The sequence below is a fragment of the Clostridium sp. chh4-2 genome (genome assembly GCF_002899675.1).
In the GTDB taxonomy this organism is placed as follows: Bacteria; Bacillota; Clostridia; order Lachnospirales; family Lachnospiraceae; genus CHH4-2.
In genome coordinates, this window is the sequence record NZ_PKUU01000003.1 from 220,344 (window position 1) to 232,958 (window position 12,615).

Genomic DNA, 12,615 nt, shown 5'->3' on the forward strand with positions numbered 1-12,615 from the left:
TATCTTTTATTACTTTTGCGGTATTCAACCGCAGTCTTTTAGCCGGTTCGGCAGATAAAATCCATGTTAAAAAAGAAAAGCGGTCTATTTCGGTGACATTTCACGATTGAAGTCATCTCTGTTTTTGATTATAATAAAAGGAGAATACCATATGGAGGAAAGGGCATTGCAGTGGCATGCGGCATTTCAGGCGGCGCTGCAGATTGAGCTTTTAGAGGACAGGGCGTTTTTGCAGTTTCAAAAAGAGTATAATTTAACGCAGAAACCATTGCAGATCGACACGTTGATCATCAAACTGGAACCCGGAAGAACGGTAAAAAAGAGCCTGGGGCGTATTTTTAGGCGGTATAATGTGGTGGAGTATAAAAGCCCAGGAGATTATTTGAGCGTGAATGATTTTTATAAGGTGCTGGGGTATACTTGTTTCTATCAGTCGGATACGGAAAGGGTGATGGAGATACGGCCTGAAGAATTGACGGTAACCTTGGTGAGCAATCATTACCCAAGAGGGATGATACGCTATCTGACCGAACAGTATGGGATAACGGTAAATGAGGAATTCCCGGGTATTTATTATGTGAACGGGCTGTTGTTTCCTATGCAGATACTTGTTAATAAGGAATTATCGAAAGAAGAAAATATCTGGTTGAGCCGTTTGAGATGTGACTTAAAGGTGGAAGAAGACATTGAACCGCTGGCAAAGGCATATGATGGAAAACAAAAAAATCCTATGTATGCGGCGGTTATGGACCTGATTATCCGTGCCAACCGGCGGCAATATGAGGAGGGAAAGAAGATGTGCGAGGCGCTGAAGGAATTGTTTTCAGATGAGTTGGAAGAAGAGATGAAGCGCGGTGTTGAACTGGGGCTTGAGCAGGGGTTAGAACGGGGGTTAGAACAGGGCTTGGAAAAGGGCATTCAAGCCATGATTCTCGATTATATGGAAGATGAGGTGCCAAAAGAGCGTATCTGTGAAAAGCTTCAAAAGAGATTTGATTTAACGCCGGAAAAGGCAATGCAATATATAGCTAAATACAATTAAGTAGGAGAATCCTGTGATATGAAATCCAAATTGAAAAATGTGACGGCTATGCTGATCTTCGGAAGCATCGGCCTTTTTGTAAAATCCATTCATTTGTCTTCCAGCGAGATCGCGCTGGCTAGGGGAGTGATTGGAACAATTGTTCTTTTGACGGCAGGAATCTTATTGAAATACAAAATTTCCATCAAGGCGCTGAAAAAGAACTTGTGGCTGTTGGCTGCGTCGGGGGCCGCTATTGGATTCAATTGGATTTGTCTGTTCCAATCCTATAAGTATACCACCATTTCTACTGCGACTCTGTGTTATTACCTGGCACCTGTTTTTGTGGTAGCGCTTTCCCCTTTTCTATTGAAGGAAAAGCTGACCATATCAAAGGGAGTCTGCATCATTTTATCCCTGTTTGGTATGGCGTTGGTGGCGGATGTATTTGGAGGGTATGAGAAAAGCCCGGATAATATGTTGGGAATCATCTTCGGCATTTCGGCGGCAATTCTCTATGCCGGCGTTATTTTAATCAATAAGTTCTTTAAAGAAATAACGGCAATGGAATCCACTACGGCTCAGCTGGGGATCGCATCGGTTGTATTGCTTCCCTATGTCCTTTTGACTGAAAATGTATCGTCGGTTACGGTCGGGGCGGAATCTTTGGTCATGCTTTTGGTGGTGGGCGTGGTACATACGGGATTCGCGTATTTGATTTATTTTTCATCGGTCAGCGAATTAAAGGGGCAGACAGTTGCGCTTTTCAGCTATATAGATCCGATAACGGCCATTGTGCTGTCCACCCTTATCTTAGGGGAGGAGATGAATCCGTTTCAGGCGGCGGGAGCCGTTCTGATCCTTGGATCTACACTGTTCAGTGAAGTGGCCGGCGCGGTTAAGAAAAAAGAGGAACCGACGGGAATCAGATGCTAATAAGAAAGAACCAAAAAACAGGCGGATCAGTTGTCTTTTTTTCTATTCCGGTATATACTTATCAATGAATAAAATTATCACAAATTACAGGAGTGTAATAATAATGAGTAGAGTAAGAACGAGATACGCACCAAGTCCTACCGGCAGAATGCACGTAGGAAATTTAAGAACTGCATTATACGCTTATTTGATTGCAAAACATGAAGGGGGAGATTTCCTTCTTCGTATTGAAGATACTGACCAGGAACGCTATGTAGAAGGGGCGACGGAGATCATTTACAGAACTCTGGAGAAGACAGGGCTGATTCATGACGAAGGACCTGATAAGGACGGCGGAGTGGGTCCGTATGTTCAGAGCGAACGCCAGGCGGCAGGGATCTATCTGGAATATGCGAAAAAGCTGATTGAAAAAGGCGAAGCTTATTACTGTTTCTGTACCCAGGAGCGTTTAGATTCCCTGAAACAGACGGTGGAAGGCCAGGAGATTATGACTTATGATAAACACTGCCTGCACCTTTCAAAAGAAGAGATTGAAGCCAATTTAGCGGCGGGAATGCCATATGTAATCCGCCAGAACAACCCTACGGAGGGGACAACCACATTCCACGATGAGATTTATGGGGATATCACCGTGGATAATTCCGAGCTGGATGATATGGTTCTGATTAAATCAGACGGATATCCGACTTATAATTTTGCCAATGTTGTGGATGATCATCTGATGGGAATCACCCATGTAGTACGCGGCAATGAATACCTGTCCTCTTCACCCAAATATAACCGTTTATACGAGGCATTTGGCTGGGAAGTTCCTGTTTATGTCCATTGCCCGTTAATTACCAACGAAGAGCATAAGAAACTGAGCAAGAGAAGCGGACATGCTTCCTACGAAGACCTGATCGAACAGGGCTTTATCTCAGAGGCGGTTGTGAATTATGTGGCATTGCTTGGATGGTCGCCGGAAGACAACCGGGAGATCTTTTCTCTGGAGGATCTGGTAAAAGAGTTCAACTACAGAAATATGAGCAAATCTCCGGCCGTATTCGATGTGACCAAGTTAAAATGGATGAACAGCGAGTATATGAAGGCCATGGATTTCGATGCGTTCTTTGAGATGGCGGAACCGTATCTGAAGAAGGTGATTTCAAAAGACCTGGATCTGAGAAAGATCGCAGCCATGGTGAAGACGAGAATTGAAGTATTTCCGGATATTGAAGAACACATTGATTTCTTTGAAACCCTTCCGGAATACGACTGCGCTATGTACACCCATAAAAAGATGAAAACCAATGGAGAAAGTTCTTTGGAAGTGCTGACTGAGGTTCTTCCTCTTTTGGAGGCTCAGGAAGATTACAGCAATGATGCTTTATATGCCGTACTGTCCAAATATGTGGAGGAAAAGGGCTGCAAGACAGGATTTGTAATGTGGCCGGTCCGCACCGCGGTATCGGGAAAACAGATGACGCCTGCAGGAGCTACGGAGATCATGGAAGTTCTTGGAAAAGAGGAGTCATTGGCCAGAATCAGAAAAGGAATTGAACTGTTAAGTGCTTAATCAGGAAAATACACAGAATTTAAAAAATAATAATCAAAAATCGACCCTGGATGCGCGCCAGATGCAGGCGGTAAGGCATTTCCAGGGTCCTTGCCTTATTATCGCGTCTCCGGGATCGGGAAAGACCACGGTAATCACCCACAGGACCAGATATCTGATCGAAGAGTGCGGCGTGAATCCGTCTAATATTCTGGTAATCACATTTACAAAAGCGGCGGCTTCTGAGATGAAGGAGCGGTTTAATCATTTGACCCGGAATCAGGGGTATCCGGTCAGCTTCGGCACCTTTCATGCCATATTTTTCCGCATTTTAAAATACGCCTACCGCTATGACGCGTCCAGCATCGCCCGGGAAGACCAGAGAGTGCAGTATATCAGAGAGCTGATTGATAAAGAACAGATGGAGATTGAAGATGAGAACGAATTCATTTCTTCCATCCTTGCTGAGATCAGCGCGGTAAAGGGCGAGATGATTAAACTGGATTATTACTATTCCAAAAACTGTCCGGAGGAAGTGTTTAAGCGGCTGTATGACGGATATGAGGACAGGATGCGCCGGGCGAATCTGATCGATTTTGATGATATGATGGTGATGTGCTATGAATTATTTGCTCAAAGAAAAGATATTCTGCAGGCATGGCAGAAGAAATACCAGTACATACTAATAGATGAGTTCCAGGACATCAACAAGGTGCAGTATGAGATTGTCAAGATGCTGGCGGCGCCGGAGAACAATCTGTTTATCGTAGGTGATGACGACCAGTCCATCTACCGTTTCCGTGGAGCGAAGCCGGAGATCATGCTGGGATTTGAAAAAGACTATCCGGGTACCAATAAGATCATATTGAATGTCAATTACAGGTGCTGCAGGCCCATTGTGGAGGCTGCGGACCGCCTGATCCGGTGCAATAAGGTGCGTTTCCCGAAGGATATTGCCATGATGAAACAGACGGGAAAGCCGGTTGTGACGAAGCGGTGGGAGACGCCGCAGGATGAGACGCTTGGAATTGTAAAAGAGATTCAGGATTATCTGGCCGGCGGTTATCAGATGACGGATATCGCCGTGCTGTTTCGAACCAGCTTAGAGCCGCGGCTTTTAATTGAAAAATGTATGGAATATAATATTCCGTTCCGGATGAAGGATTCTCTGCCCAATTTGTACAATCACTGGATTGCCCAGAATATCTTAAATTATATCAGAATCGCATCGGGAAGCCGGGAGCGGGGACGGGTGCTTCAGATCATTAACCGGCCAAACCGCTATATCAGCCGGGATTCCATGGAGATGCCGGTGGTATCCTGGGAAGAGATGAAATCTTTTTATCAGGATAAGGGCTGGATGGTGGAGCGGATTGAACAGCTGGAATACGATCTTAAAATGATCGGAAAGATGGCCCCCACAGCGGCCGTCAACTATATCAGAAAAGCCGTTGGGTATGATGAATATCTGAAGGATTACGCGGAATTCAGGCGCATGAAGCCGGAAGAGCTGTACGAAGTGGCGGATCAGTTACAGGAGAGCGCGGCGGGATTTAAGACATTTGAGGAGTGGACGGCCCATATCAAAGAATATGGGGAACAGCTGGCTTTGCAGGCGCAGCAGAGGGAAGCATCTGTGGATGGGATTACGCTTATGACCATGCATGCTTCGAAAGGACTGGAATTTAAAGTGGTCTATATCCTGGATGCCAATGAAGGGATTACGCCCCACCAAAAAGCGGTTCTGGACGCTGATGTCGAGGAAGAGAGAAGGATGTTCTATGTGGCCATGACGCGTGCCAAGGAACGGCTTCACGTTTATTATGTGAAAGAGCGGTATGGAAAAAGACAGGATGTTTCCAGATTTGTGGGAGAATATATAAACCAGGAGGTTTAGAATATGGCAGGATGTGTTCATGTGTACTGTGGGGATGGTAAAGGAAAGACGACAGCATCCATAGGGCTTTGCGTGAGAGCGGCCGGCAGGGGAAAACAGGTGGTAATCGCCCGCTTTTTAAAAACGGATGATTCCGGGGAAGTGGCTGTTTTAAAACAGATTCCCGGGATTTCAGTCCTGCCCTGTGAAAAGACATTTGGATTTTTCTTTCAGATGACAGAAGAGGATAAGAAAGAGGCTTTAGTCTATTACAGCGGCCTGCTGGAAAAGGCATTTCAGACGGCCTCCGGTATGGAAGACGGGCTGCTGGTTCTGGATGAGATTATGGCGGCTTGCAATTATAAGCTGGTTTCCGAAGAACGGCTGCTGGAACTGTTAAAAGGAAGGCCCGAGAACCTGGAAGTAGTTCTGACCGGAAGAAATCCGTCCGAAGCGGTTAAGGAAGCGGCGGACTATATTTCGGAGATTCAAAAGGTGAAACATCCGTTTGATTCCGGTGTGGCGGCCAGGGAAGGGATCGAATATTAAAAAGAGATTTTTTCTGCTTGCATTTTGTCTGATTGTCTGGTAGAGTGAATCTGAAAAAGTGATATTACACTACAAAGAAAAGTGAGGTATGAAGCATGGGAATCAACCCAGAAGAGCCACAAGAAGAGATGACCGTAACATTGACATTGGATGACGGTACAGAAGTAGAATGTATCGTGTTGACAATCTTCGAAGCCGGCAATAGAGATTATATTGCACTTCTTCCTACCGAAGGTGCGGAATCAGAAGAAGGAGAGGTTTATCTGTATCGCTATACGGAAAGCGAAGACGGTGATCCTACACTGGAAAATATCGAGGATGACGACGAATACGAGATCGTTGCCGATGCTTTCGACGAGCTGCTGGATGAGCAGGAATATGATGAATTGGTGGAAGACGGCGAGGAAGAGGAATAAGATCCTAAAGTCTGAAACGGATGATACGTTTGAATATGATTATGGACAGGCACTTCATGTAATGTGAAGTGCCTTTTGAATATAAAATAATGCTTTAAACAGGCTGCGTCATTGGGCAGGGCAGGAACCAAAATGGCGAAAATATGCCTGTAACATGAAGCCGGAGGTGTGGGATGGATACTAAATTTATCAGAGAAATTAAGATCAGGAAGGAAGAGATCCCAAAGGATTCTTATCTGCGGGAGATTCCCGCCATTTGTTCCGTCAATACGGTCAGATTTGAAAAACCGGTAACGTTCTTTGTAGGGGAGAATGGAAGCGGGAAATCCACCCTGCTGGAGGGAATTGCGGTTGCATATGGCTTCAACCCGGAAGGCGGAACAAGAAATTTTAATTTCAGCACAAAAGACACCCACTCGGAACTGAGCCAGGCAGTCTCCGTGCTGAAAGGGATCAAAAGACCGAGGGATGAGTTCTTTCTGCGGGCAGAAAGCTTTTATAATGTGGCGACCCAGATTGACGAATATGAACGGGAGCAAGGCCAATATTTAAAATATTACGGGGGAAAATCCCTTCACTGCCAGTCCCATGGAGAAAGTTTCCTTTCACTGGTTCAGAACCGTTTCCTGGGGGAAGGGCTGTACCTTTTGGACGAGCCGGAGGCCGCCCTGTCTCCGCAGCGCCAGCTGACGCTATTGTACCTGATTCATGAACTGGTGAAAAAAGGATCGCAGTTTATTATTGCAACCCACTCACCGATCCTGTTGGGATTACCAGATGCGGAAATTTACTCGTTGGATAATGGTGTAATATCGGGCATTCCTTATGAAGATGCGGATTGTTACCGGATCATGAAACTGTTTATCAATGACAAAGACCTCTTTTTAAGACAGCTTTTACAGGGAGAATAGGACGTTTTGAAGTCCGGCTCATTTAAGAAAGATGGGCGGAGCGATGGCCGCAAGATTTTCTTCCGATACCGCCCCCTGATAAAGTTTAAGGATTACGGCAAATTCCCCGCCGCTTAAAATAGGGCTTAAATCCGCGGTTACCCGGTCTTTTATAGGCAGAATGAGGGATGCCTGTTTTGTTCTGACATGCAGGAGGTAATTATCCGCTGTTTTGGAACCTGGCATGTGGATATTGGCGGTCAGAACTTTACGGCAGAAAGAGCTTTCGATAATCGGGCCTTTTGTCACCCAGGTACTGCAGTTTTGAACCGCCGTTTCTAATTGGGAGGACAGGGGAAGGGATTCATCCTCTTCGGCCACGTGAATATAAGTGGTAAAATACTCGTTCATATTGCAGGGGCGGTGAAGGTCCATTCCGCTGACTGCGCAGATGCGGCAGCCGGAAAAGATGAGGCTTTCCCACCAGGCGATTGCCTTGCGGTTATCGGGCTGCATGGGATGGGCATTGTTTATGACTTCCACAAAGTCGATCAGGCTGTAATCATGGATTTTCATGGTCCAGCGCATGCCGTTGGAGATGGGGGCACCCACGCTGAAGGGATGGGCGATTCCGGCCAGCCCGCCGGCTTCATGAACACGTTTTAGAAGTTTATCGCCGTTATTTTTATCGATATCGTCCCAAGGGATATATTGGGTTACATTCTGACAGAGAAGGTGGCCGTAATAAGAGGTCAGCTCATATCCGGGAATATAGTCTCTGATAATGCCTGATTCCTTTAAGTTCTGAAGCTTTCTTATTCCTGATATGGTGTTGTGATCCGTCAGGGAAAAGTTTTCGATTCCGTATTCGGCCAGATAAGAGACCAGATTTTCAACGGTCATCTTGCCGTCCGATTCCACACTGTGATTATGAAGTTCTATTTTTTTATACATGTTTACCTCCGAATTCTGCCGGTTCCGGCAAGTTTATTCCCCACAAATTTCTAATGTATAGGAAGTATGGTCTTCCAGAACACTGAATACATTGATCACGATTTTCAGCATTCCTGATATCCGTTCACATGGAAGACATCCGAAAGAAGCTTCCTCGTGGGAAATCAGGATTTCTTTTTCTGTTCCCGGCATATGGATGTTCCCTGCAAATTGGCCGTCGATAAATGCGGCCAGCTGGATCTCTGTTTTCATAGAGTTTAAAAGCTCTTCCATATTGTGACAATCGGCCGGTTTGCCGTAGTGCCTCTCATATGCTTTTGAAATCCCATGTTCCATATCCGGTGATAATTTATGATTATTTTCAGAGCTGTCAGGATTTACGATATGAGTAATGTATTCTTTATCGTAGATCAAAAGAATGGAGAGCTTGGTTAAGTCCTGATCTAAATGTAGGTTATAGATGATATTTCCCACATAACCGCTGTTTAAAGTGCCTTTAAAAGAATAAAGCTGATTCATGGTTACCTCTCTTTCGCCGCCGCCTGCGGCTTTCAATATTAAGCTTATGGTATGCGCTGTATGGAAAGATGTCAATAACCGGGGCTTCACTTTACAAACATTTAAATTTCTAATCGTTTTCCTTTTACAAAAGCATGATATATTTCTCCTCGAACAGAAAGCAAGAAATATAATTTTATTCCCGGGCAGGAAAATGGACCCGGGAAGATGAAAATGGAGGAAATTATGACACTGATAACCGCACATTCCGGCTGCGACGGTACGGCAGATAATTCCATTGAATTTTTGGATTATGCCTTTGGAAGAGAGGTGGACTGCCTGGAACTTGATGTGAGAAGAGATGGGAAAGGAAGACTGATTCTTTCGCATGATAAAGCGGAAAGCAGCGCTCCGCTGTTGGAAACAGCTTTTGACAGGCTGAAGAGACACCCCGAAAAGATGATAAACTGCGATTTAAAAGAAGAGAATATGGAACTTTCCGTATTGGAACTGGCAAAACATTACGGTGTGGAAAACCAGATCATCTATTCGGGGGAGGTGAACCTGGAACTGATCGGAAAAGATAACAGCCGGCTGGAACCGGTGAAGATTTTTCTGAATATTGAGAATCTGCTTCCCGAAATTTATGAAGAGCCGGGCGCCGGAAAACTTCATGGTCAGGAGTATTGGGAAAAGGTGAAAAACGCACTGGACAAAATACCGCAGTATGAGATTCAGTGTATCAATGTGGACTACCATTTGTGGAAAGAGCCGTTTAAACAGTTTTTGGGAGCGCACAATGGAAAATGCTCTCTGTGGACGGTTAATGAAAAAGAGGATATAAAGAGTTTTCTGGAAGACGGTGTTTATAATATCACTACTAGAACGGCTAAAGCGGCTCTGAAGATCAGAGAGGAGGCAGGCATTCGATGAAATATCTGTCACCCAAAGCTATGTATCATGCCATGGGAAAGAAAAATTTCCTGGAATATTTGTTGTTTGCTGTGTTTATTCTGTTCTTTTATCTGCCTCTTATGAATCTCTGTATGCTGGCTTTTGCGGATAAATATGAGGTTCCGGCCATTATACCGCAGAAATTCGGATTTAAATGGTGGGAATTCGTGCTGGGACAGAACAGCCTGGTGAGTTCTATCGCAATGTCGTTTCTCCTGGCTGTTGTGGTGACTGCAGTATCCCTTCTGCTCTGCATTCCGGCGGCCTATGCGCTGGCACGGTTTAATTTTAAAGGCAAGAAAATCTTCCTTCTTTCTTTCCTTTTAAGCAATGCGTATCCCAAGATGGGATTGTACATATCCATTGGAATAATTTTTTACAAGCTGAACCTGATGGGAACATTTGTGGGTGTGGTTATCATCCACATCCTAAATTCCATGATGTTTATGACCTGGATTCCTTCGGGAGCGTTCAGAAGCGTCCACAGGCAGCAGGAGGAGTCGGCAAGTGATGCGGGAGCCGGGCCCCTCAGAACATTTTTTAAGATTACCTTGCCTCTGGCGATGCCGGGAATTATTGTGGCCAGCGTATTTACATTCCTGGGTTCCTTGGAAGAGGCGCAGGGAACCCTGCTGGTAGGTTTTCCGCAGATTAAAACCATGCCGGTGCAGTTATATGGCGTGATAATGGAATACCCGTTGACGGCGGGCCCGGTATTGTCCCTGATCCTGATTATACCGACGCTGGTGATCTTGTTTGTTATGAGAAAGTATATTAATGCGGATACGATTTCGAAAGGTTATGGTGTGAAATAATATGGAAAAGAACGTGAAATTAAGCATCAAAAATATGAAGAAAAAGTACAAAAATGGGGATGGAGTTGAAAATATCAACATCGACGTATACGAGGGCGAATTCCTGACCATGTTAGGGCCATCCGGCTGCGGAAAATCCACGATTCTCAGAACCTTGGGAGGATTTTTGGATATCGATGAAGGTGAAATCCTCATCGACGGCCTCCCGGTACAGAATCTGCCTCCGGAAAAAAGGCCGACGGCCATGGTTTTCCAAAGCTATAACCTGTGGCCCCATATGACGGTATACGATAATCTGGCATTTGGCCTGGAAATCAAGAAAATGCCAAAAGACCAGATAAAAAGAGAGATTGAAAAGGGCTTGAAATTAGTCAAGATGGAAAGCTTCGCCAATAAATATCCGGGACAGCTGTCAGGCGGTCAGCAGCAGAGAGTTGCCATTGCCAGAGCCCTTTTATTGAAACCGTCTGTCCTTCTTCTGGATGAGCCGTTTTCCGCTCTGGATGCAAAGATCAGAGCCCAGATGAGGGAAGAACTGAAAAAAATTCAGGAGGAACTGAACATCACGGTTGTATTTGTCACCCATGACCAGGAGGAAGCCATGGCTCTGTCCCACCGCATCGTGGTCATGAATAAAGGAATTGTGGAGCAGATCGGAACCCCTACGGAGATCTATGACAGGCCCGCCACGGAATATGTGGCATCGTTTATCGGGGAGATGAATTTTTTCCACGAAAATGACGGTTCTACCATAGCGGTACGTCCGGAGGACGTTGTGATTACCAAAGAAGAGCAGTCAGGAGCCGTTCAGGGATATGTGAGAACAATCATGGTTTTGGGCCATTATGTAGAAGTAAATGTGGATGTGGGAGATAACGTGGTAAAAACCTACCTTACCAGAAGTCTGGCGGACAGTTTAAAAGTCAGGGATAAAGTGTCCCTTTTATTTAATAAAAAATGCATTTACGCAGCTTAATATGTGTAAAAAAGAGAATGAGGAGAATGAAAAAATGATTAAGAATTGTAAGAAGATGACAGCAATGGTTCTGGCGGCGGCCATGGGAATAACCGGCCTCAGCGGATGCGCAAAAGCGGCCAATGCAGGACAGGATAATAAGACATTTACCGTATGGGCCGAAGGGTCGGACAATGTGAGAGTACAATTCGAAAAGCAGATTGAACAATTTAATAAAGCGAATACAGGATATACGGCAAAGCTGGAATTCATCACGTCGGGTACAGGAGCGCAGAGCCTGAGAGACAGAATCATCGCCGCTAAAAAAGCGGGACAGACAAACACGGATTTCGACGTGGTAGAGATGGGAGGAGATACGGTAACCCGCTATGTGGACGAAGGCGGAGAAGATCTTTTCATCAAATTGGATAAATCCAAGATCGAAAACACAAGGAACCTGAAAGTGGACGCCACATTCAGAGATGATTTAGTGCTTCCATACAGAGGAACTACGGTAGTTTTGGCTTACAATTCAGAAACTGTGCCCACACCGCCTAAAACCACGGAAGAATTGTATCAGTGGATCAAGGACAACCCAGGCCGTTTCGCCTATAATACGCCCGGTTCAGGCGGCGCAGGCGGATCATTTGTGACAACCTGCGTATATAATTTCCTGGATGAAGCCGCCCTTACATCCAGCGATCCGGCATATGAAGAGCAGTGGGGCCAGGGATTTGACCTGGTGAAAGAAATTCATCCATATTTATATAAATCTTCAGGAAAAGTTGTATATCCCAATAAAAATCAGGGAACCTTAGATCTTCTGGCTAATAAAGAAGTGGATATGATACCGGCATGGGCGGATATGGCCATCTCCCAGATGAAGCAGGGAACTCTTCCGGAATCCATAAAAATCTGCCAGATTGAACCGTCCTTTACGGGCAGCACCGTGGTACTTGGGATTCCGTCCATTGGAAAAAATTCAGAAGGCGCTTATGCATTTCTCAACTACATGCTGAGCCCGGAAGCGCAGAATATTGCGCTTGATACCATGGCCGCAATCCCAGTCATTGATTTCGGAATGTTAGATTCTGAACTGACAAAGACTATTTCCGATTTAAAGATTGACGCATTCCGCATCAGCAGCCTTGGCGATCTGAGCACTGCTTTAAATGAAAAGTGGGATGCTGAAATCGGCACATTAGAGTAATACGGAG

At 45.2% G+C, this 12,615-nt stretch carries 13 protein-coding genes; 11 read left to right on the forward strand and 2 right to left on the reverse strand.

Annotated features, from left to right (window positions below; translation table 11 throughout):
- Nucleotides 1–151: 151 nt before the first annotated feature.
- The 7 genes from C0033_RS04430 to C0033_RS04460 all read left to right on the forward strand — a co-directional run bounded on the left by C0033_RS04430 (nt 152) and on the right by C0033_RS04460 (nt 7,243).
- Entirely contained in the window at nt 152–1,042 is an 891-nt protein-coding gene (locus C0033_RS04430; RefSeq protein WP_103226663.1) for a 3-isopropylmalate dehydrogenase, read from the forward strand.
- An 18-nt stretch (nt 1,043–1,060) separates the two neighbouring features.
- Entirely contained in the window at nt 1,061–1,957 is an 897-nt protein-coding gene (locus tag C0033_RS04435) for a DMT family transporter (RefSeq protein ID WP_103226664.1), read from the forward strand.
- A gap of 103 nt (nt 1,958–2,060) precedes the next feature.
- Nucleotides 2,061–3,512 carry a glutamate--tRNA ligase gene (gltX, locus tag C0033_RS04440; RefSeq protein ID WP_103226665.1) on the forward strand — a complete coding sequence of 484 codons (1,452 nt, stop codon included), beginning with the start codon at nt 2,061–2,063 and terminating at the stop codon, nt 3,510–3,512.
- A gap of 61 nt (nt 3,513–3,573) precedes the next feature.
- Nucleotides 3,574–5,388 (forward strand): ATP-dependent helicase, encoded by a 1,815-nt coding sequence (locus C0033_RS04445; RefSeq protein WP_103226771.1) that lies wholly within the window; start codon nt 3,574–3,576, stop codon nt 5,386–5,388.
- Nucleotides 5,389–5,391: 3 nt separating this feature from the next.
- Nucleotides 5,392–5,916, forward strand: a complete 525-nt coding sequence (locus C0033_RS04450) for a cob(I)yrinic acid a,c-diamide adenosyltransferase (protein WP_103226666.1) — start codon at nt 5,392–5,394, stop codon at nt 5,914–5,916.
- A 95-nt stretch (nt 5,917–6,011) separates the two neighbouring features.
- Complete coding sequence (locus C0033_RS04455) at nt 6,012–6,332, forward strand: DUF1292 domain-containing protein (protein WP_103226667.1); 321 nt, start codon at nt 6,012–6,014, stop codon at nt 6,330–6,332.
- A 173-nt stretch (nt 6,333–6,505) separates the two neighbouring features.
- Nucleotides 6,506–7,243, forward strand: coding sequence for an AAA family ATPase (locus tag C0033_RS04460; protein WP_103226668.1), 738 nt, complete (start codon nt 6,506–6,508; stop codon nt 7,241–7,243).
- An 18-nt stretch (nt 7,244–7,261) separates the two neighbouring features.
- On the opposite strand, the gene C0033_RS04465 is transcribed toward C0033_RS04460, so the two are convergent.
- Nucleotides 7,262–8,176 (reverse strand): CehA/McbA family metallohydrolase, encoded by a 915-nt coding sequence (locus C0033_RS04465; protein ID WP_103226669.1) that lies wholly within the window; start codon nt 8,174–8,176, stop codon nt 7,262–7,264.
- A gap of 33 nt (nt 8,177–8,209) precedes the next feature.
- Nucleotides 8,210–8,695 (reverse strand): DUF6669 family protein, encoded by a 486-nt coding sequence (locus C0033_RS04470; RefSeq protein ID WP_103226670.1) that lies wholly within the window; start codon nt 8,693–8,695, stop codon nt 8,210–8,212.
- A gap of 225 nt (nt 8,696–8,920) precedes the next feature.
- Here C0033_RS04470 and C0033_RS04480 point away from each other — a divergent pair, with 225 nt between their 5' ends.
- The 4 genes from C0033_RS04480 to C0033_RS04495 are packed head-to-tail and all read left to right on the forward strand — an operon-like array spanning nt 8,921 to nt 12,608.
- Nucleotides 8,921–9,607, forward strand: coding sequence for a glycerophosphodiester phosphodiesterase (locus C0033_RS04480; protein WP_180994558.1), 687 nt, complete (start codon nt 8,921–8,923; stop codon nt 9,605–9,607).
- Entirely contained in the window at nt 9,604–10,443 is an 840-nt protein-coding gene (locus C0033_RS04485; RefSeq protein WP_103226673.1) for an ABC transporter permease subunit, read from the forward strand. Before C0033_RS04480 ends, C0033_RS04485 begins: the two co-directional genes overlap by 4 nt.
- Nucleotides 10,444–10,477: 34 nt before the next feature.
- On the forward strand, nt 10,478–11,419 hold the full coding sequence (locus C0033_RS04490; protein WP_242984414.1) for an ABC transporter ATP-binding protein: 942 nt from the start codon (nt 10,478–10,480) through the stop codon (nt 11,417–11,419).
- A 34-nt stretch (nt 11,420–11,453) separates the two neighbouring features.
- Nucleotides 11,454–12,608 carry an extracellular solute-binding protein gene (locus C0033_RS04495; protein WP_103226675.1) on the forward strand — a complete coding sequence of 385 codons (1,155 nt, stop codon included), beginning with the start codon at nt 11,454–11,456 and terminating at the stop codon, nt 12,606–12,608.
- The last annotated feature ends 7 nt before the right edge of the window (nt 12,609–12,615 follow it).